We start from the raw sequence: 17,712 nt of genomic DNA on the forward strand, positions 1-17,712 counted from the left end.
GTCTCCCATAAGATATCAAAACCTTACAGCACAATGCTGTAAGGTTTTTTTGTTGCCTATAGTATCCCCTATACCCCTATATTTGTACCGCAAAAGATCAAAACAATTTTATGCCTACCATTAGTCAGAGAGGAGAGCAAATGCCCGCTTCTCCCATCAGAAAACTTGTCCCATTTGCTGAAGCAGCCAAGAAAAGAGGGGTTAAAGTATACCACCTGAACATCGGTCAGCCGGACATTGAAACACCCAAACCAATACTGGATGCGGTGCGCCATTCCGATTTCAAAATCCTGGAATATAGTCACAGCGCGGGCAATGAAAGCTATCGCCGTAAACTGGTAAGCTACTATGAAAGATTCAACATCTCTCTCCACCACAACCAGATCATTGTTACTACCGGTGGTTCTGAAGCCATTGTATTTGCATTCATGGCCTGCCTCGATCCTGGAGATGAAATCATTGTGCCCGAACCTTTTTATGCCAACTACAATGGTTTTGCAGTAGAAGCTGAAGTGAAGATTAAAACGATCACCGCCAGTATTGAAACCGGCTTTGCGTTGCCAGCTATGGCCGATTTTGAGAAAGCTATCACGCCACGCACTAAAGCTATTCTCATCTGTAATCCTAATAACCCTACCGGGTATCTTTATAGCAAAGAAGAGATGGAAGTACTGAAACAGTTGTGTTTGAAACATAACCTGTTCCTCTTTTCTGATGAGGCCTACCGCGAATTTTGCTATACCGGTACGCATTTCTCCGCGATGAACCTGGAAGGAATGGAAGACAACGTCATCCTGATGGATACGATTTCCAAAAGGTACAGTGCCTGCGGTGGACGAATAGGTGCCTTTGTTACCAAAAATCAAACGGTGTTGGATGCAGCCATGAAATTTGCCCAGGCCCGTTTGAGTCCCCCTTCCTTTGCACAGATCGCAGGTGAGGCAGCAGTAGATCTGCCAGCCGACTATTTTGATGGTATCAAAGCGGAATACATGAGCCGCCGGGATATATTGGTAAAAATGCTTAATGACATTCCAGGCGTATACTGTCCTAACCCGGGAGGTGCTTTTTATGCCATTGCCCGTCTTCCTATCGACGATACAGACAAATTCTGCCAATGGATGCTGGAATCTTTCTCCCATGAAGGCCAGACCGTAATGATGGCGCCGGCTACCGGCTTTTATGCTACCCCGGGATTAGGTAAAAATGAAGTGCGGTTAGCCTATGTGCTTAATACCACAGACATTCGTCATGCAATGGTCTGCCTCGAGAAAGCACTGGAAATATATCCTGGCAGAACTACCAAATAATTTTTATCGTAAAACCAGGCATAAGCGTTCATAAAAGAAACTAAAAACATATTATAAATAAATTAATATGAATTTTTTAGAACAAAAAAGCAATTATTTAACATCAGACGCTTGGAATTTTCATGTTTTGTTTCGTATATTTGATATGTAAATAACAACAACGACAAAAAATATCAAATTATAAAAATATTTACAGATACGATATCGGACGAAATCTAAACTTGTTTAAGAAAAATTTAACCTGCTTTATTTCTTATAACGTTTATTTGGTCCGACCTTTGACTAGTCATTACAAGAAAGATTTATCAATCTTCTGTAAAACTCAAAGAATAACTAAAACGTTTTAGCAAAATATCGTATTTTTGTATCAGTTTTTCATAACGTGGAATTTATAAAGGCAAACGGCTCTGATCACAGAGCCGTATTTTTTTGCCCAATATTCCCATTTTCTCCTTAAAAACGTCAAAAACTTCCATTTCACGCCACTATTCCAAAAATATTCCCCATTTCGTTGGCCTTTTTTCTATAATATTGTTATGTAATAAAACGGGCGAGAAAACCTACACCTCATGTTGTAGTAATTTCGTTTGTTTTCATAACGTGGAATTTTAAAATGCAACGGTCCCGATTCTTCGGGACCGTTTCGTTTTTTTGAAAACATAGCCTAAAAAAAGAGCGAAGACAAATGCGATCAGGCATTGTTCTTCGCTCGGTAGTAATATGAATGCTTCAGATAGTCTGAAAAATGACTTATGCTTTATGGGCTTTGATCATTTCAAAGAAATCATCAAACAGGTAACGACTGTCAAATGGACCTGGAGTTGATTCCGGGTGATATTGTACACTGAACGCAGGCTTGTTTTTGATACGGATACCTTCCACAGAATTGTCGTTGAGGTTAATGTGGGTTACTTCCACATTTTCGCTCGCTGCCACTGCTTTAGGATCTACCGCGAAACCATGGTTCTGGGTAGTAATTTCGCAAAGGCCTGTTTTCAGGTTTTTAACCGGGTGATTCAGCCCGCGGTGACCATGGTGCATTTTATAAGTAGGGATGCCATTAGCCAGGGCCAACAGCTGATGTCCCAGGCAAATACCAAACATAGGTCTTTCTGCTGCCAGGATCTTTTTCACTGTATCCACTGCGTAGGTAAGGGGAGCGGGATCGCCAGGGCCATTAGAGATGAAATAGGCATGTGGCTTAAACTCTTCGCAAGCTTCAAAGGCAGTGTCTGTAGGGAATACCTGCAGGTAAGCACCTTTATCCGAGAGGCATTTCAGCATATTTCTTTTCACCCCGTTGTCCAGTACTGCAATGCGGATGTCGGCATTAGGATCTCCAACATTATACACCTCAGTAGTAGTTACATCTTTACACAGGGCCAATCCTTCCATGGAAGGTACTTTTGCCAGTTCTGCTTTCAGTTGCTCTACATCGAGGATAGCTGAAGAGATAATGCAGTTCATGGCGCCTTTACTGCGAATGTGGGATACGAGGGCACGGGTATCTACATCGTAAATAGCCACCAGGTTATTATCGGTCAGGAACGTTTCCAGGGAAGCGTCTGCCATTTTCCTGGAATAGTTGTACGCGATATTCTTGGCGATCAAACCATTGATCTTTACACTGCCGCTCTCTACATCGTCTTTCTTGGTACCATAGTTTCCGATGTAACAGTTGTTCATTATAAGTACCTGTCCTTTATAAGAAGGGTCTGTAAACACTTCCTGGTAACCCGTCATACCGGTATTGAAAGCTAATTCACCGGCTGCAGTGCCAATTTTTCCAAAAGCTTTTCCCTGAAAAACCGTACCGTCGTCTAACAGCAGTATGGCAGGTTGGATGGTTCTTGTCTGAGGCATTTCTGGTATCTGTCTTGTTTTATATTTTAAAAAAAACCTTCAAGGGTACAAAAAGCCCTGAAGGTTCGGATAAAAAACCGTGCAAAGGTATGAAATGCAACAGTTAATTACAGATTTTTTTTCCCGGAAATTAATATGTTACTTAATTTTTACAGATTTTAATACTCTCTGTGCCACCTGGCGCCCGATTTCATCATCGTCGCGATAGTTGATCTGTATTTGCCAGCGGTTGCTACCTTTAATCATTACCAGGTTACAAAATGCCAACCGGATACCTCCTTTATACATATAATTTCCCTCTTCCAGGATACCTTGAGTGCCGGAAATCAGTACTGGCACTGACTTACACTGAACATCGGAGGCGTTTTCTTTTAACTGCATGCTATTATGGGAGTCGGCAATGGCTTCTTCCAGGGTATTGGTCACTTTGCTGAGATAACTGTACATATTCACTGCGATACGGATGCCACCGCCTTCTTCATTCCGGTAACTTTTGGCATATTCAATCACTTTTGCGTCCTCTCCTTCCAGTGGCTGGTCGTGCACCCATAACTTTACCGGGGTACTGATTTCCAGGGCCTGCCGGCCAATTGTAGCCGTTTGCCAGTTGTTATATAAACTACTGGAGGGTACCTTGGGATAAATAAACGTAAATACTGCTCTTTTTCCGAATAACGTGCCGGTTACCGCCAGTAATGCCACGAAAATGCCCATAAATAAAAGCACCTTTCTCCGGTTAGCGGGTTCCCATTGCCGCCGGGCCCAGGTGAAAATGTTTGTTTTTTCCTTTTCGGGAGAGATACCCACTTCCCGGACGTATTCAGGGAAGGAAGCCATGGGATGATGTTTCCGCCAATCTGCATAGATGTTCGGCAACTTTTTGCCGCAGGCGTCACAAAAGGTCAGGTATTCGGATTTCAGCGGGTTGGCGTGTCCACAGCTGTCGCAACGCAGGTATTTCATAGGTCTTTCATTATCTACTGTAATATTACGAAATATATACATTTATAAAGGCATAAAAAAGGACAAAGCCAGGCTTTGTCCTTTTTCTCGTATCGTTGATATAAGATTACTCAGCAGATTTTTCTTCTGTTGCAGTATCAGCAGCTTTAGTTTCAGTTGCATCTTCTGCAGCTTTCTTCTTAGCACCACCAGCGCGACGGGTTTTCTTAGCAGCAGCTTTTTCTTCTGTTTTACCATAGATTTCGTTGAAATCTACCAGTTCAATCAGTGCAACTTCTGCGTTATCGCCCACACGTTTGCCTAATTTAATGATACGGGTGTAACCACCAGGACGGGTAGCTATTTTTTCACTGATCGTACCGAACAGTTCTTTGATAGCTTCTTTATCCTGCAGGTAGCTGAACACAATTCTACGGTTGTGGGTAGAATCGCTTTTGCCTCTTGTCAGCAGTGGTTCAACATACACGCGGAGGGCTTTTGCCTTTGCCAGTGTAGTGGTGATACGTTTGTGGCTGATCAGTTCGCAAGCCAGATTAGACATCAGGGCTTTACGGTGAGAAGCAGTTCTGCTTAATTTGTTTAATTTAACTCCGTGACGCATGACATTTTGTTTTAGACCTTACACCGTGTCAGGAATTGCAAGGTATTGTTGATATAAAGCGGTTAAGCCAAAGCATCTGCAGGTTGCAAAGCTTTGGCTTAACACAAAAATTTACTATTCTTCTTCGAGCTTCAGTTTAGACAGATCCATACCGAAGTGCAGACCTCTTTCTCCTAATACCTGTTCAATTTCGCTGAGGGATTTCTGACCGAAGTTTCTGAACTTCATCAGTTCTTCCTGTTCGTATTGAACCAGTTCGCTGAGGGAGTTGATTTTAGCTGCTTTCAGACAGTTGAATGCACGTACGCTCAGATCGAGATCTTCCAGTGGTGTTTTCAGTATCTTACGCAGTTGCAGTGTTTGTTCGTCTACTACATCTTCTTTTTCAGTATCCTTGGTATCAAAGCTGATATTTTCATCAGTAATGATCATCAGGTGTTGAATGAGGATGCGGGATGCCTGTTTCACTGCTTCTTCTGGGTGGATAGTACCGTCGGTGATCACCTCCATAACGAGTTTCTCATAGTCGGTTTTTTGTTCCACACGGGTATTTTCTATGCTGTACTTTACGTTTTTGATGGGCGTAAAGATTGAGTCAATCGCGATGTAGCCAAATACTGCATCTTTGGGTTTGTTTTCCTCAGCCGGAACATAACCACGTCCTTTACCGATAGTCAGTTCAATATCCAGCTTGGCAGAAGGATCCAGGGTGCAGATTAACAGCTCAGGGTTCATGATCTGGAAAGCACTGGTGGCTTTTTCAATCATATCCGCACGAAATTCTGTTTTACCCTTGATCGACAGCGTGATCTTTTCGTTCGTTACATCACTCTCAGAGATTCTCTTGAAGCGAACCTGTTTCAGGTTCAGGATAATCTCAGTAACGTCTTCCGTAACACCTTTCAGCGTAGCGAACTCGTGATCTGCTCCTTCAATTTTAATCCCCACAATGGCATAGCCCTCCAAAGAAGACAACAGTACGCGACGCAACGCATTACCGACAGTCACAGCATAACCTGGTTCTAATGGACGGAACTCGAATTGAGCTTCAAAGTCGGTAGACTTCTGCAATACGATCTTATCAGGTTTCTGGAAATTTAAAATTGCCATTGATATGATTGATTTATTTGTTAAATATGAGGTTAGTCCATGACCTGGGGCCATGGACTAATTATTTATTACTTAGAGTACAATTCTACGATCAGTTGTTCCTTGATATTTTCAGGAACGCTCTCTCTCTCAGGATAAGCAATGAATACACCTTTCATTTCTTTCTCATTCCAATCCAGCCAGCTGAATTTTGGATTTTTTCCACGAATAACGCTGGTCAGAGCAGAATTGTTTGCTGTTTTATTTTTCAGGCTGATAACATCTCCTGGTTTCAGTTGGAATGAAGGAGTGTTTACTACGATACCATTAACAGTAACGTGTTTGTGAGAAACCAGCTGACGGGCAGCAGGGCGGCTAGGAGCGATACCCAGACGGAAAACAGTGTTATCCAGACGGGCTTCCAGCAGTTTGATCAATACCTCACCGGCAACACCTTTTCTACGGGTAGCTTCGTCGAACAGGTTACGGAACTGGCGTTCCAGCAAACCATAGGTATACTTAGCTTTTTGTTTTTCTCTCAGCTGCAGTGCGTATTCGCCCAATTGTTTGCGTTTACGGTTAGCACCATGCTGACCCGGAGGGTTGCTGTTTTTGCTTAAATACTTACCATTACCGAGAATGGGTTCACCAAAAATTCTGGAAATTTTGGTCTTTGGTCCTGTGTACCTTGCCATGATTTAAATATACTTTAGATTTTTTAGTTAATGATGCATGCTCTTCAAAAAATCTGAAAACCTGATCATGCACCCATTGTCAAATATTAAACTACAAAGTCCAGATACCAAATTTCGAATGAAACCTGGTATCTGGATGCAGTGAATATATATTCCTATACTCTTCTTTTCTTGGGAGGACGGCAACCGTTGTGAGGTAAAGGCGTAACGTCTTTAATCATGTTCACTTCGATACCTGAGTTGGCGATTGCACGGATAGCGCTTTCGCGGCCAGCTCCTGGTCCTTTAACAAAAACATCTGCTCTTTTCAGACCTGAGTCCATAGCTACTTTAGCAGCATCCTGTGCAGCCAGCTGAGCTGCATATGGAGTGTTCTTTTTAGAACCTCTGAAGCCCATTTTACCAGCAGAAGACCAGGAAATAACCTGACCGTGCTTGTTGGTAATGCTCACGATGATGTTGTTAAAGCTGGCAGAGATATGAACATCTCCGTAGTTATCAACTTTTACTACTCTTTTCTTATTAGCAGCAGTTTTTGTATTATTTGCTTTTGCCATAATGATTTAAATTCCAAATATGAAATTCCAGATCCCAAATTTACACGACTCACGGCCATTGAAACCCCTCTGATTCGGAATTGGGATTTCAACCTGGGATTTTATTTATTATTTCTTAGTTGCTTTTTTCTTACCAGCCACTGTCTTACGCTTACCTTTACGGGTACGGCTGTTGGTACGTGTACGCTGACCTCTTACCGGTAAGCCTTTCCTGTGACGCAGACCGCGGTAACAAGCGATATCCAGCAAACGCTTGATATTCATTTGTACTTCAGAACGCAGCTGACCCTCTACCTTGAACTCTCCGTTGATAATGTTACGGATGGCAGCTTGTTCATCATCATTCCATTCCCGCACCTTTTTATTTACATCAATTTCCGCCTTGTTCAGGATATATTGGGCGGTAGAACGGCCTATACCAAAGATATAGGTGAGGCCAATTTCTCCTCTTTTATTTTTAGGAAGATCTATACCGGCTATACGTGCCATATTTCTATTTTGATTTTATGATTCTGATTAAAAAATCAAATTCCGTTGGGAACCGATTAACCCTGGCGTTGTTTGAAACGAGGATTCTTTTTGTTGATCACCAACAAAACACCCTTTCTACGAACTATTTTACAATCCGCACTTCTTTTTTTGATTGCAGCTCTTACCTTCATGATTATTACTTTATAAAAGGTTATGATATTTATTAAATTAAAAATCCAGTCGCCTCTACCCTTTCCGTCTTATTTGTATCTGAAAATTATACGGCCTCTTGACAAATCGTATGGGCTCATCTCTACGCCAACCTTATCTCCTGGTAGAATGCGTATATAGTGCATTCTCATTTTTCCAGAAATGGTGGCCAGGATCTCATGCCCATTTTCCAACTTTACACGGAACATAGCGTTCGACAAGGCTTCCAATATAATTCCATCCTGTTTAATGAGTGCCTGTTTTGCCATAAAAATTTTTAGGACTGCAAAGATAGCATTTATCTTTTGAAATAGAAAAATTTACCTCGATTATTATTATTATTGCCGATTTTCCAGTTAAACCCTACCTTATTTATCAATAAAACCCATTTGTATTAGAAAAATCCAAATGACGAATTAGTAATTTGAATTCAATTCCGGGTTATTTTTCTCTTCTCTTTCTATATCCACATAGGTAGATAATACATCTGCTTTCCCTTTTCCTACCGCCACCGTGTGCTCAAAGTGAACAGATGGGCTGCCATCGCGGGTGGCAACAGTCCAACCATCTTCCAGGTATTCTACGTCCTTGGAGCGGAGATTAATCATGGGTTCAATGGCAATTACCAGGCCTTCCTTCATTACGGGGCCGCTACCGCGCTTGCCGTAGTTAGGCACCTGGGGATCTTCATGCAAATGACGACCCAGACCATGGCCTACCAATTCTCTTACCACACCATAACCACGCTCTTTTTCTGTATATTCCTGTATAGCGTAGGAGATATCTCCGATCCGGTTACCTATCACCGCTTTTTCAATCCCTTTGTACAGGGCCGCTTTGGTAGCAGTCATCAGCCGGAGTACATTCTCAGCCACATTACCAATAGCAAAGGTATAAGCGCTGTCGGAGTGGTAACCATTCATATACACACCTACATCTACCGTCACAATATCACCGTCCTTCAGCACATATTGATTGGGAATCCCGTGCACCACCTCCTCATTCACTGAAATACAGCAGGCGTTGGGGAATCCCTTATAATTTTTAAAAGAAGGAGTAGCACCATTTTCAACAATAAACTTATCGGCAATAGCATCCACTTCCAGTGTGCTCATACCTGGTTTCAGGTTCCGGGCTACTTCAGCCAGGGCTGCACTCAGGAGCAAAGCACTTTTGCGCATCAACTCTATTTCTTCCTTCGTCTTATAATGAATCATACTTTCAGCTTTTAGCTGTTGGCTATCAGCTGTTAGGTAAATGCTAAAAGCTAACAGCTAACGGCTTCTAAAATAATATAGCCACTAAAGCGTAAAAAGCTTCTGTGGCTATTTTATTGTTATTGTAACGATTTAGCGTTCAATTACTTATGCATTAGCCGGGGCCGTTCTGCCTTTGATACGGCCGGTGCTCATCAACCCGTCATAATGACGCATGAGGAGCTGGCTTTCAATCTGTTGCAGTGTGTCCAGGATAACACCCACCATGATCAGCAGGGAAGTACCCCCGAAGAAGGTAGCAAAGTTACTGTTGACCTTGAAGGCAGCAGCGATACCAGGCATGATACCCACCAGTGCCAGGAAAAATGCTCCAGGCAAAGTGATACGGTCCATTACTGCACCGATATAATCGGCAGTAGCTTTACCAGGTTTAATACCCGGAATGAAGCCGTTGTTACGTTTCATTTCATCCGCCATTTGAGTGGGGTTGAAAATCAACGCAGTATAGAAGTAAGTAAATACAATCACCAAAACGGCATAAATCAGGTTATACCAGCCATTAGTGTGGTCACTAAAGATGCGGATAAAGCCGGAAGCACTTTCAGAAGAAGTGGCAAAGCCTATCGCGGTAGCCGGAATAAACATAATCGCCTGGGCGAAGATGATAGGCATTACACCAGCTGCATTCACTTTCAGTGGGATGAACTGACGTACGCCACCATATTGTTTGTTACCTACAATACGTTTAGCATAGTTTACCGGTATTTTTCTTGTACCCTGTACCAGGAGGATCAGACCTACGGTGATCAGGATAAAGATAGCAATTTCAATGAGGAACAGGATCGGTCCACCCGCTTCACCTGCCACCTTACTGGAAAATTCAGCGACCAGGGCCTGTGGCAAACGAGCAAGGATACCCATCATGATGATGATGGAAGTACCATTACCAATACCTTTATCTGTGATCTTTTCACCGAGCCACATTACGAACAGGGTACCTGCAGTAAGTACAACGGTAGTAGAGAGCCAGAAGAAGAAGGTGCCATATTCAGCGATAATAGCGCCACCGGATTGATTACGCAGGTAGGCTACATAAGCGCTGGCCTGGAAGCCTGTTACGATTACGGTGAGATAACGTGTAAACTGGTTAATTTTTTTGCGGCCACTTTCCCCCTCTTTCTGCAGCTTCTGGAAGTAAGGAACTGCTATCGTCAGTAACTGGATAGCAATTGAAGCAGAGATGTAGGGCATAATACCCAATGCAAAGATCGAAGCCCTTGAAAATGATCCACCCGCAAACATGTTCACCAGTCCCAGGATACCCTGATTAGAATTTTTCTCAAAGTTGGTCAGTGCGTTTGCATCAATGCCAGGCAAAGCGATATAGGATCCTAATCTGTAGATGAGGACCAGGAGCAGGGTGGTCAGGATGCGGTTACGCAAATCCTCAATACTCCAGATATTCTTAATCGTTTCGATAAATTTCTTCACAGGAAGATAAAGGTTTAATAGCGCTATTAAATATGAAAAGACGCACTACTCCGTAGGCGTCTCCTCAGTCGTAAAGTCTTATACCAGTTCTACTGATCCACCTGCTGCTTCGATGGCCTGCTTAGCTTTTTCGCTGATTGCGTTTACTTTAACAGTCACTTTAGCTTTGAGTTCTCCGTTAGCGAGAATTTTAACTTTAGCTGTTCTGTTAATCAGGCCGTTCATGAACAGGTTTTCCAGATTAAACTCCTGGAGGCCATATTTCTCAACTAAATGATCCAGCTGACCCAGGTTGAAGATTGTGTATTCTTCACGGTTATTATTTTTGAAACCGCGTTTTGGCATACGGCGTTGGATTGGCATCTGGCCACCTTCGAAGCCTTTCTTGCTAGCGTAACCAGCACGTTGCTGGATACCCTTGTTACCTTTTGTAGAGGTACCACCTTTACCGGAAGCCTCACCACGTCCAAGACGTTTTTCTTTATGTACAGCGCCTTGTGCAGGCTGTAATGAATGCAGATTCATAAAATTAATTGTTTTTACTTGCGCGGAAATTAACCGCTCGCATATTCTAAAATAAAAATGGTAAAGTTACAAATGTAAAGGTAAGATTATCAACAGACAATCCCACAGCAGTGTTACTTTAATTAAGCGTTCACTGTTTCTACCGATACAAGGTGATTAACTTTACGGACCATTCCGAGGACTTGAGGAGTTGCTTCTACTTCTACAGTAGCGTGCATCTTAGTCAGGCCCAGTGCCTTCAAGGTCAGTTTCTGCCTTTCAGGACGGTCTATACCACTTTTCACTTGAGTGATCTTAATCTTTGCCATAAACCCCTATCCGCTTAAAGGCGGAGTAATTTAATTGTTAATGAATTATTTTCAAAATTTCTCAATGAAAAAATAAGGTCCTCTGTGTGAGGAACATTACTTATCCGTTGAAAACTTTCTTCAGGGAAACGCCTCTGGTTTTAGCGATACCGATTGGTTCGCGTAATAAACCCAGTGCTTTGAAAGTAGCTTTCACCACGTTGTGTGGGTTAGCGGAACCTAAAGATTTAGCCAGAACGTCTGTTACACCAGCGCTTTCCAGCACTGCGCGCATAGAACCTCCGGCGATCACACCAGTACCATGGGCAGCTGGTTTAATCAGTACTTTGGCAGCACCTTCTTTAGCAAACTGATCATGAGGAATAGTACCGTGCATAACAGGAACCTTGATCAGGTTTTTCTTAGCATCGTCTATACCTTTAGTGATCGCCTGCTGTACTTCTTTAGCTTTACCAAGACCGTGACCTACCACGCCGTTTTCGTTACCAACAACAACCAGTGCGGAGAAACTAAAAGTACGACCGCCTTTAGTGGTTTTAGTAACACGGTTGATCGCCACTACTTTTTCTTTCAGCTCCAGATCACCAGCCTTTACTTTATTGAATGAATTCTTTGCCATTTTATTTTATAAGAATTACTTGTTCAGAATTATAAGATTCGGACTTCGTGATTAAAACTGAAGACCACCTTCTCTTGCTCCGTCAGCTACGCTTTTCACGCGGCCATGATATAAATAACCGCTTCTATCGAATACGCAGGTGGTGATACCCACTGCAACCGCTTTAGCAGCCAGTGCTTTACCAACCAGTACAGACTTCTCGGATTTAGTGCCTTGCTGAGCTTTGATGTCCTTATCACGGGATGAAGCTGAAGCCAGGGTAGTGCCATTGGTATCATCTATCAATTGCACGTAGATATCGCTATTGCTGCGAAATACAGATAATCTTGGTGCTTGTGCAGTACCGGAGATTTTCTTACGGATGCGGTAGCGGATTTTCTGTCTCCTGTTAACTTTTGTGCTCATTTTGAGTTTTATTTTATAATCCCGATGCTGCCGGGATTTTGTTAAAACTGGCTAACCAGCTGAACCAGCTGATTAGCCAATTAAAAATTTTATTTACCAGCTGATTTACCAGCTTTCTTACGTACCACTTCATCACTGTAGCGAACACCTTTACCTTTGTAAGGCTCTGGTTTACGCAGGCTACGGATTTTAGCCGCTACCTGACCCAGTAATTGTTTATCGATACCTTCCAGCATGATCTTAGGGTTCTGACCTTTTTCAGTGAGGGTAGCAACCTTCAGTTCCTGAGGAATTTCGAAGATGATATTGTGAGAGTAACCTAAAGACAGATCCAGTAACTGACCACTGTTGGCGGCTTTATAACCCACACCCACCAGTTCCAGTTGCTTTTTAAATCCTTCAGTAACACCCTGAACCATGTTCGCCAGCAGTGCGCGGTATAAACCATGCAGTGCTTTGTGACGGATCTGGTCAGTTGGGCGAACAACGGTTAAGATACCGTCCGCTACTTCGATTTTCATTTCCCGGTCGATGCTCTTTTTCAGTTCACCTTTTGGGCCTTTTACAGTTACTTCATTGGCAGGAGAAACAGTTACTGTAACGCCGCTGGCCAATTTAATAGGACTTCTACCTATACGAGACATAACTTTAGTTTAAAGTTGTTTGATATTGATGTACCCGTTATCCGTGTTCAGCGCCGTATAGAGAGCTTAATTGTCAGATAACTTAAGTGATTGACTGGTTGAGCAACAACCAGTCAATCAATATATTAATAGATGTAGCAAACTACTTCGCCACCTACGTTTTGAGCTTTTGCTTCTTTATCGGTCATTACACCTTTAGAAGTAGAGATGATCGCCACACCTAAACCGTTCTTCACGCGCTTAAACTCTTCTGGTTTAGCGTACTGACGCAGACCTGGACGGCTGATGCGTTGTAATTCTTTGATAGCGGGCTCTTTGGAGATAGGATCATACTTCAAAGCGATTTTGATAACGCCTTGTTTGTTGTCCTCTTCGAATTTGTACTTCAGGATATAACCTTTATCGTACAGAATTTCTGTAATACGTTTTTTCAGCTTGGAAGCCGGAATTTCCACGATCCTGTGGGTGGCCATTTGCGCGTTCCGGATACGTGTCAGGAAGTCTGCTATTGGATCAGTAACCATTGTTGAAATAGTTTGATAATGTTTACAATGCGATATCCAATCGTAATAAGATGGGAATCAAATAACTTTCATTCGGTGATATGAGGGATCCGGAATGAGCCGGTTACTCAGATCATTCAATTACCAGCTGGCTTTTCTTACGCCAGGGATTTTACCTGCGAGTGCCAGGTCACGGAACATGTTCCTACAGAGACCAAAGTGGCGCATGTATCCTTTAGGACGACCGCTCAGTTGGCATCTGTTTTTCAGACGAACAGGAGAAGCATTTTTTGGAAGTTGATCCAGTGCAGCGTAGTCACCGGCAGCTTTCAGGGCAGCACGCTTTTCTGCGAATTTTGCTACCATAGCTTCTCTTTTCCTTTGTCTGGCTTTTACGGATTCTTTTGCCATAATTATATTATCGTTTCGATTTACTGATTATCTTTTTTCATCCCCTTGAACGGCATACCCATTTCCTTCAGGAGCTCGTAAGCTTCTTCGTTGGTGTTTGCAGTAGTAACGAAAGTGATATCCATACCGGACATTTTAGTTACTTTATCGATATCGATCTCAGGGAAAATGATTTGTTCTGTGATACCCATAGTGTAGTTACCACGACCGTCAAAAGCTTTTTCGTTAACGCCTTTGAAGTCACGTACACGAGGGAGAGATACAGAGATCAAACGATCCAGGAAGTCATACATGATAGTGCTGCGTAAAGTTACACGTGCACCGATAGGCATGTTCTTTCTGAGTTTGAAGTTGGAAATATCCTTTTTAGACATGGTAGCGATAGCTTTCTGACCAGAGATACGGGTCATTTCGTCTACTGCGATGTCTACCAGTTTCTTATCACCTACTGCACCGTTAATACCCTGGTTCAGGCAAATTTTTACCAGGCGAGGAACCTGCATTACACTTTTGTAGTTGAATTTCTTCATCAGTGCAGATTTAACTTCCTCTTGGTATTTCTTCTGCAGTCTCGGAGTATATTTTGTGTTTGACATTATTTAATTTCCTCCCCTGATTTTTTAGCGATACGAATTAATTTACCGTTTTCTCTCTTACGGCTTACTTTAGTAGGTTTACCAGCTTTGGCATCCCACAGCATTACGTTAGAGATCGCAATTGGCGCTTCCTGCTTAACAATACCACCTTTGGTATTCTGAGCAGTAGGCTTAGTGTGCTTGGTAATAATGTTAACGCCTTCTACAAGAATGCGGGCTTTGTCGGGCTGAACTTCCAGCACTTTGCGAGCTTTGGTTCTGTCCTTGTCATCACCGGCAATTACCGCAACCAGGTCGCCCTTCTTAATGTTGAATTTAGGCTTAAATCTAGTTTTCATTACTTTGATTTATTTATAAACGCCAAGCGAAACAGTTGTTTCGCTTGATTAATGTTTTTTCTCGTTCTGCAAACGGGCTGCAAAGATAAGAAATATTTATGAATTTTGGGATTCTGGAAATTTTAAGAAAATTTCCAGAATCCCTCCATCGACAATAATATTATAATACCTCAGGAGCGAGGGAGATAATTTTCATATACCCCTTGTCTCTCAGCTCACGGGCAACCGGACCGAAAATACGGGTACCGCGAGGTTCGTCTGAGTTATTGAGCAGTACAACTGCGTTATCGTCGAAGCGGATATAAGAACCGTCTTTACGACGTAATTTGTTTTTAGTTCTTACGATTACAGCTTTAGTAACCATACCTTTCTTCACACCACCACCAGGCATTGCGTCCTTAACGGTTACTACAATCTTATCGCCTACGCCAGCGTAGTCCTGACCGGAGTTACCCAATACGCGGATGCAAAGTACTTCTTTAGCACCGCTGTTATCGGCTACACTCAGTCTTGATTCTTGTTGTATCATCGAAATGAGATTTGATATTGTTTAGTCAGCGGCTGTAACCGGGGTAGCCGGATGCAGCTTGAAACAAATAAATAATTATTTTACTTTAGCGATTACTTCTACCAGTCTCCAGCATTTGTTTTTGCTCAGAGGGCGGGTTTCCGCGATTTTCACGGTATCGCCGATGCTGCACTCGTTTTTATCGTCGTGCGCCATGAACTTGGTAGTTTTTTTCACGAACTTACCATAGATCGGGTGCTTTACCTTACGCTCCACCTTAACGGTAATGGTTTTATCCATTTTGTTGCTGGCAACCACACCAATCCTGGTTTTTCTTAATTTTCTTTCGGTCGTCATTGTTGAAAGTATTTAACCCTCCGTAAAGAGGTCCTATTTTGTTATACTAATGCTATTCAGCAGCCCCGGGTGTTACCGGGACTGAAGATTTAGAAGCCCAGTTGTCTTTTACGCAGTTCGGTACTCATCCGAGCGATATCGCGTCTTACAGCGCGGATGCTCATTGGATTTTCGATTGGCGTAATTGCGTGACCAAAGGTCATTTTTTTCAAGCGGAGTTTTTCTGCAGAGATTTTCTCTTTCAGATCTTGCTCGCTCAGGCCTTTCAGTTCCAGCTTTTCTTTTGCCATTGTATTGAATTTGATTCGGTTAGCTGCCGGGGCAGGTTACCGGATTTTTAGATATTGATACCTGTAATTAAGCTACGTAGTCGCGGCTGGTTACAAATTTTACTTTAATGGGCAGTTTTTGTGCTGCGAGTTCCATTGCTTCTTTAGCTACCTGTAAAGGAACGCCATCGGCTTCAAATAAAATTCTACCTGGTTTTACTACTGCTGCCCAATGGTCAGGAGCACCTTTACCTTTACCCATCCTCACTTCCAAAGGCTTAGCAGTGATAGGTTTGTCAGGGAATATGCGGATCCATACGTTACCTTCACGTTTCATGTGCCTTGTCAGCGCAACGCGGGCGGCTTCGATCTGCCTGTCGGTGATCCATTTAGGTTCTAATGCTTTAAGACCGAAAGTACCAAAGGAGAGGGTAGCGCCTCTTTTAGCGTTCCCTTTGATGCGGCCTTTGTGCATCTTCCTGTGTTTCGTTCTTTTTGGCTGTAACATCGTCTATGTTGTTAATGTTAATAGTAATTGTTAATGTCTGTTCTACCGCCAGATACTATCTGCGGCCACCGCCACGGTTATCTCCACCGCCTCTTCTGTCACCACCACGGTTGTCTCTGCGTTCGCCGTGATGTTCTCTTCTTTCACCACCATGACCAGTGCCACGGTTATCACCTTCTTTACCGGTTAAAACGTTCGGGTTCAGGTCGCGTTTACCCAGTACTTCACCTTTACAGATCCATACTTTGATACCGATTTTACCGTATACGGTTAAAGCGAACAAGGAAGCGTAATCGATGTCCATACGGAAAGTATGTAATGGCGTACGACCTTGTTTCATTTCTTCGGAGCGGGCAATTTCAGCACCACCTAAACGGCCGCTGATTTTAACCTTGATACCTTCTGCGCCCATTCTCAGTGCGGTAGCAATCGCCATTTTGATCGCACGTTTGTAGTTGATACGGCTTTCAATTTGTTTTGCGATTGTTTCAGCAACGATGTTAGCATCCATTTCAGGACGACGGATCTCCAGGATGTTGATCTGTACATCTTCCTTACCTGTCAGCTTTTTCAGTTCTTCCTTGATGCGATCAACTTCGTTACCGCCTTTACCAATGATGATACCAGGCTTAGATGTATGAACAGTGATGATTAACTTACCTAAAGTTCTTTCGATCACAACTCTTGAAATGCCGCCTTTGTTGATACGTGCATTCAGATAAGTTCTGATCTTATTATCTTCGATCAGTTTGGTCGCAAAATCTTTTTTGCTGCCATACCAATTAGAGTCCCATCCTCTGATGATACCTAACCTGTTACCAATAGGATTTGTTTTCTGACCCATGTTCTGGTTATTTGTCTATTAGTTTAATAGTTTTGTTTCTATCTCGTTTCCGCACTAATTATTGTGCTTTGCTGTCCACTACAATTGTTACGTGGTTACTTCTCTTGCGGATTCTGTAACCTCTTCCCTGTGGAGCTGGGCGCATTCTTTTCAGTGTGCGGCCGCCATCAACAAAAATAGTTTTAACGATCAGGTTAGCATCTTCTACCCTTGCACCTTCATTCTTCACTTTCCAGTTAGCGATCGCGGATACCAGCAGTTTTTCTAAAGGTACGCTTGGGTGCTTAGGATGGAATTTCAAAATATTCAAAGCCTTTTCTACATCCAGACCACGAATTAAGTCTGCCAGCAAACGCATTTTGCGGGGAGATGTAGGATTATTATTCAGCTTAGCTACTGCTTCCATTGTT

The 17,712-nt window shown here is 42.7% G+C and carries 27 protein-coding genes; 1 reads left to right on the forward strand and 26 read right to left on the reverse strand.

Annotated features, from left to right (window positions below):
* The first annotated feature begins 110 nt into the window (after window positions 1-110).
* On the forward strand, window positions 111-1,310 hold the full coding sequence (locus FHW36_RS23300; RefSeq protein ID WP_145672609.1) for a pyridoxal phosphate-dependent aminotransferase: 1,200 nt from the start codon (window positions 111-113) through the stop codon (window positions 1,308-1,310).
* 750 nt (window positions 1,311-2,060) lie between these two features.
* On the opposite strand, the gene carA is transcribed toward FHW36_RS23300, so the two are convergent.
* From carA to rplV, 26 genes are all read right to left on the reverse strand, one after another.
* On the reverse strand, window positions 2,061-3,173 hold the full coding sequence (gene carA, locus FHW36_RS23305) for a glutamine-hydrolyzing carbamoyl-phosphate synthase small subunit (protein ID WP_145672611.1): 1,113 nt from the start codon (window positions 3,171-3,173) through the stop codon (window positions 2,061-2,063).
* Between the two features lie 138 nt (window positions 3,174-3,311).
* On the reverse strand, window positions 3,312-4,136 hold the full coding sequence (locus FHW36_RS23310) for a hypothetical protein (RefSeq protein WP_145672613.1): 825 nt from the start codon (window positions 4,134-4,136) through the stop codon (window positions 3,312-3,314).
* 106 nt (window positions 4,137-4,242) lie between these two features.
* Window positions 4,243-4,737, reverse strand: a complete 495-nt coding sequence (rplQ, locus tag FHW36_RS23315) for a 50S ribosomal protein L17 (RefSeq protein ID WP_145672615.1) — start codon at window positions 4,735-4,737, stop codon at window positions 4,243-4,245.
* A gap of 114 nt (window positions 4,738-4,851) precedes the next feature.
* Window positions 4,852-5,847 carry a DNA-directed RNA polymerase subunit alpha gene (locus tag FHW36_RS23320; protein ID WP_079470750.1) on the reverse strand — a complete coding sequence of 332 codons (996 nt, stop codon included), beginning with the start codon at window positions 5,845-5,847 and terminating at the stop codon, window positions 4,852-4,854.
* Between the two features lie 68 nt (window positions 5,848-5,915).
* Window positions 5,916-6,521 (reverse strand): 30S ribosomal protein S4, encoded by a 606-nt coding sequence (rpsD, locus tag FHW36_RS23325; RefSeq protein WP_079470751.1) that lies wholly within the window; start codon window positions 6,519-6,521, stop codon window positions 5,916-5,918.
* A 155-nt stretch (window positions 6,522-6,676) separates the two neighbouring features.
* Window positions 6,677-7,078, reverse strand: coding sequence for a 30S ribosomal protein S11 (rpsK, locus tag FHW36_RS23330; RefSeq protein ID WP_079470752.1), 402 nt, complete (start codon window positions 7,076-7,078; stop codon window positions 6,677-6,679).
* Between the two features lie 108 nt (window positions 7,079-7,186).
* On the reverse strand, window positions 7,187-7,567 hold the full coding sequence (gene rpsM / locus FHW36_RS23335) for a 30S ribosomal protein S13 (protein ID WP_079470753.1): 381 nt from the start codon (window positions 7,565-7,567) through the stop codon (window positions 7,187-7,189).
* Between the two features lie 56 nt (window positions 7,568-7,623).
* The gene (rpmJ, locus tag FHW36_RS23340) at window positions 7,624-7,740 is read right to left on the reverse strand and encodes a 50S ribosomal protein L36 (protein ID WP_073083232.1); all 117 of its coding nucleotides are present in this window, start codon (window positions 7,738-7,740) and stop codon (window positions 7,624-7,626) included.
* Between the two features lie 69 nt (window positions 7,741-7,809).
* Window positions 7,810-8,028 carry a translation initiation factor IF-1 gene (gene infA, locus FHW36_RS23345; protein ID WP_012789309.1) on the reverse strand — a complete coding sequence of 73 codons (219 nt, stop codon included), beginning with the start codon at window positions 8,026-8,028 and terminating at the stop codon, window positions 7,810-7,812.
* 147 nt (window positions 8,029-8,175) lie between these two features.
* The gene (gene map / locus FHW36_RS23350) at window positions 8,176-8,976 is read right to left on the reverse strand and encodes a type I methionyl aminopeptidase (RefSeq protein ID WP_145672618.1); all 801 of its coding nucleotides are present in this window, start codon (window positions 8,974-8,976) and stop codon (window positions 8,176-8,178) included.
* Between the two features lie 147 nt (window positions 8,977-9,123).
* Entirely contained in the window at window positions 9,124-10,467 is a 1,344-nt protein-coding gene (secY, locus tag FHW36_RS23355; RefSeq protein ID WP_145672620.1) for a preprotein translocase subunit SecY, read from the reverse strand.
* A gap of 78 nt (window positions 10,468-10,545) precedes the next feature.
* A complete protein-coding gene (rplO, locus tag FHW36_RS23360) occupies window positions 10,546-10,992 on the reverse strand; it encodes a 50S ribosomal protein L15 (RefSeq protein WP_145672623.1) in 447 nt (148 codons plus the stop codon).
* A 122-nt stretch (window positions 10,993-11,114) separates the two neighbouring features.
* Window positions 11,115-11,300 carry a 50S ribosomal protein L30 gene (gene rpmD, locus FHW36_RS23365; protein WP_145672625.1) on the reverse strand — a complete coding sequence of 62 codons (186 nt, stop codon included), beginning with the start codon at window positions 11,298-11,300 and terminating at the stop codon, window positions 11,115-11,117.
* Window positions 11,301-11,400: 100 nt separating this feature from the next.
* Complete coding sequence (gene rpsE, locus FHW36_RS23370) at window positions 11,401-11,919, reverse strand: 30S ribosomal protein S5 (RefSeq protein WP_145672631.1); 519 nt, start codon at window positions 11,917-11,919, stop codon at window positions 11,401-11,403.
* 51 nt (window positions 11,920-11,970) lie between these two features.
* Complete coding sequence (rplR, locus tag FHW36_RS23375) at window positions 11,971-12,324, reverse strand: 50S ribosomal protein L18 (protein ID WP_145672637.1); 354 nt, start codon at window positions 12,322-12,324, stop codon at window positions 11,971-11,973.
* An 89-nt stretch (window positions 12,325-12,413) separates the two neighbouring features.
* Window positions 12,414-12,968 (reverse strand): 50S ribosomal protein L6, encoded by a 555-nt coding sequence (gene rplF, locus FHW36_RS23380; protein ID WP_145672643.1) that lies wholly within the window; start codon window positions 12,966-12,968, stop codon window positions 12,414-12,416.
* A gap of 125 nt (window positions 12,969-13,093) precedes the next feature.
* Window positions 13,094-13,492 carry a 30S ribosomal protein S8 gene (rpsH, locus tag FHW36_RS23385; RefSeq protein ID WP_145672649.1) on the reverse strand — a complete coding sequence of 133 codons (399 nt, stop codon included), beginning with the start codon at window positions 13,490-13,492 and terminating at the stop codon, window positions 13,094-13,096.
* 120 nt (window positions 13,493-13,612) lie between these two features.
* The gene (gene rpsN, locus FHW36_RS23390; protein WP_145672653.1) at window positions 13,613-13,882 is read right to left on the reverse strand and encodes a 30S ribosomal protein S14; all 270 of its coding nucleotides are present in this window, start codon (window positions 13,880-13,882) and stop codon (window positions 13,613-13,615) included.
* A 20-nt stretch (window positions 13,883-13,902) separates the two neighbouring features.
* Complete coding sequence (gene rplE / locus FHW36_RS23395) at window positions 13,903-14,478, reverse strand: 50S ribosomal protein L5 (RefSeq protein ID WP_145672657.1); 576 nt, start codon at window positions 14,476-14,478, stop codon at window positions 13,903-13,905.
* Entirely contained in the window at window positions 14,478-14,816 is a 339-nt protein-coding gene (gene rplX, locus FHW36_RS23400) for a 50S ribosomal protein L24 (protein ID WP_145672659.1), read from the reverse strand. The genes rplE and rplX overlap by 1 nt, the downstream gene beginning before the upstream one ends.
* A gap of 160 nt (window positions 14,817-14,976) precedes the next feature.
* The gene (gene rplN, locus FHW36_RS23405) at window positions 14,977-15,345 is read right to left on the reverse strand and encodes a 50S ribosomal protein L14 (RefSeq protein ID WP_079470765.1); all 369 of its coding nucleotides are present in this window, start codon (window positions 15,343-15,345) and stop codon (window positions 14,977-14,979) included.
* Window positions 15,346-15,420: 75 nt separating this feature from the next.
* Complete coding sequence (gene rpsQ / locus FHW36_RS23410; protein ID WP_079470766.1) at window positions 15,421-15,681, reverse strand: 30S ribosomal protein S17; 261 nt, start codon at window positions 15,679-15,681, stop codon at window positions 15,421-15,423.
* A gap of 89 nt (window positions 15,682-15,770) precedes the next feature.
* Window positions 15,771-15,971 (reverse strand): 50S ribosomal protein L29, encoded by a 201-nt coding sequence (gene rpmC / locus FHW36_RS23415; protein WP_145672661.1) that lies wholly within the window; start codon window positions 15,969-15,971, stop codon window positions 15,771-15,773.
* A 67-nt stretch (window positions 15,972-16,038) separates the two neighbouring features.
* Window positions 16,039-16,458: a 50S ribosomal protein L16 gene (gene rplP / locus FHW36_RS23420; protein WP_142685977.1), complete on the reverse strand. Its 420-nt coding sequence runs from the start codon at window positions 16,456-16,458 to the stop codon at window positions 16,039-16,041.
* A gap of 55 nt (window positions 16,459-16,513) precedes the next feature.
* Window positions 16,514-17,302, reverse strand: coding sequence for a 30S ribosomal protein S3 (gene rpsC / locus FHW36_RS23425; protein ID WP_145672663.1), 789 nt, complete (start codon window positions 17,300-17,302; stop codon window positions 16,514-16,516).
* 58 nt (window positions 17,303-17,360) lie between these two features.
* Window positions 17,361-17,708, reverse strand: coding sequence for a 50S ribosomal protein L22 (rplV, locus tag FHW36_RS23430; protein ID WP_089760310.1), 348 nt, complete (start codon window positions 17,706-17,708; stop codon window positions 17,361-17,363).
* Between the last annotated feature and the right edge of the window lie 4 nt (window positions 17,709-17,712).

The organism is Chitinophaga polysaccharea, from assembly GCF_007829335.1.
Lineage (GTDB): Bacteria > Bacteroidota > Bacteroidia > Chitinophagales > Chitinophagaceae > Chitinophaga > Chitinophaga polysaccharea_B.

What these genes read in the sequence shown, in the direction of transcription:
- carA (WP_145672611.1), bottom strand. Translation starts at nt 3,173, where the DNA reads ATGCCTCAGACAAGAACCATCCAACCTGCCATACTGCTGTTAGACGAC.
- rplO (WP_145672623.1), bottom strand. Translation starts at nt 10,992, where the DNA reads ATGAATCTGCATTCATTACAGCCTGCACAAGGCGCTGTACATAAAGAA.
- FHW36_RS23300 (WP_145672609.1), top strand. Translation starts at nt 111, where the DNA reads ATGCCTACCATTAGTCAGAGAGGAGAGCAAATGCCCGCTTCTCCCATC.
- rplV (WP_089760310.1), bottom strand. Translation starts at nt 17,708, where the DNA reads ATGGAAGCAGTAGCTAAGCTGAATAATAATCCTACATCTCCCCGCAAA.
- rpsK (WP_079470752.1), bottom strand. Translation starts at nt 7,078, where the DNA reads ATGGCAAAAGCAAATAATACAAAAACTGCTGCTAATAAGAAAAGAGTA.
- rplR (WP_145672637.1), bottom strand. Translation starts at nt 12,324, where the DNA reads ATGAGCACAAAAGTTAACAGGAGACAGAAAATCCGCTACCGCATCCGT.
- rpmC (WP_145672661.1), bottom strand. Translation starts at nt 15,971, where the DNA reads ATGGCAAAAGAAAAGCTGGAACTGAAAGGCCTGAGCGAGCAAGATCTG.
- rpsN (WP_145672653.1), bottom strand. Translation starts at nt 13,882, where the DNA reads ATGGCAAAAGAATCCGTAAAAGCCAGACAAAGGAAAAGAGAAGCTATG.
- rpmD (WP_145672625.1), bottom strand. Translation starts at nt 11,300, where the DNA reads ATGGCAAAGATTAAGATCACTCAAGTGAAAAGTGGTATAGACCGTCCT.
- rpmJ (WP_073083232.1), bottom strand. Translation starts at nt 7,740, where the DNA reads ATGAAGGTAAGAGCTGCAATCAAAAAAAGAAGTGCGGATTGTAAAATA.
- rpsD (WP_079470751.1), bottom strand. Translation starts at nt 6,521, where the DNA reads ATGGCAAGGTACACAGGACCAAAGACCAAAATTTCCAGAATTTTTGGT.
- rplQ (WP_145672615.1), bottom strand. Translation starts at nt 4,737, where the DNA reads ATGCGTCACGGAGTTAAATTAAACAAATTAAGCAGAACTGCTTCTCAC.
- rpsH (WP_145672649.1), bottom strand. Translation starts at nt 13,492, where the DNA reads ATGGTTACTGATCCAATAGCAGACTTCCTGACACGTATCCGGAACGCG.
- rplX (WP_145672659.1), bottom strand. Translation starts at nt 14,816, where the DNA reads ATGAAAACTAGATTTAAGCCTAAATTCAACATTAAGAAGGGCGACCTG.
- rpsM (WP_079470753.1), bottom strand. Translation starts at nt 7,567, where the DNA reads ATGGCACGTATAGCCGGTATAGATCTTCCTAAAAATAAAAGAGGAGAA.
- rpsQ (WP_079470766.1), bottom strand. Translation starts at nt 15,681, where the DNA reads ATGACGACCGAAAGAAAATTAAGAAAAACCAGGATTGGTGTGGTTGCC.
- infA (WP_012789309.1), bottom strand. Translation starts at nt 8,028, where the DNA reads ATGGCAAAACAGGCACTCATTAAACAGGATGGAATTATATTGGAAGCC.
- map (WP_145672618.1), bottom strand. Translation starts at nt 8,976, where the DNA reads ATGATTCATTATAAGACGAAGGAAGAAATAGAGTTGATGCGCAAAAGT.
- rplF (WP_145672643.1), bottom strand. Translation starts at nt 12,968, where the DNA reads ATGTCTCGTATAGGTAGAAGTCCTATTAAATTGGCCAGCGGCGTTACA.
- rpsC (WP_145672663.1), bottom strand. Translation starts at nt 17,302, where the DNA reads ATGGGTCAGAAAACAAATCCTATTGGTAACAGGTTAGGTATCATCAGA.
- rpsE (WP_145672631.1), bottom strand. Translation starts at nt 11,919, where the DNA reads ATGGCAAAGAATTCATTCAATAAAGTAAAGGCTGGTGATCTGGAGCTG.
- rplN (WP_079470765.1), bottom strand. Translation starts at nt 15,345, where the DNA reads ATGATACAACAAGAATCAAGACTGAGTGTAGCCGATAACAGCGGTGCT.
- rplE (WP_145672657.1), bottom strand. Translation starts at nt 14,478, where the DNA reads ATGTCAAACACAAAATATACTCCGAGACTGCAGAAGAAATACCAAGAG.
- rplP (WP_142685977.1), bottom strand. Translation starts at nt 16,458, where the DNA reads ATGTTACAGCCAAAAAGAACGAAACACAGGAAGATGCACAAAGGCCGC.
- FHW36_RS23310 (WP_145672613.1), bottom strand. Translation starts at nt 4,136, where the DNA reads ATGAAATACCTGCGTTGCGACAGCTGTGGACACGCCAACCCGCTGAAA.
- FHW36_RS23320 (WP_079470750.1), bottom strand. Translation starts at nt 5,847, where the DNA reads ATGGCAATTTTAAATTTCCAGAAACCTGATAAGATCGTATTGCAGAAG.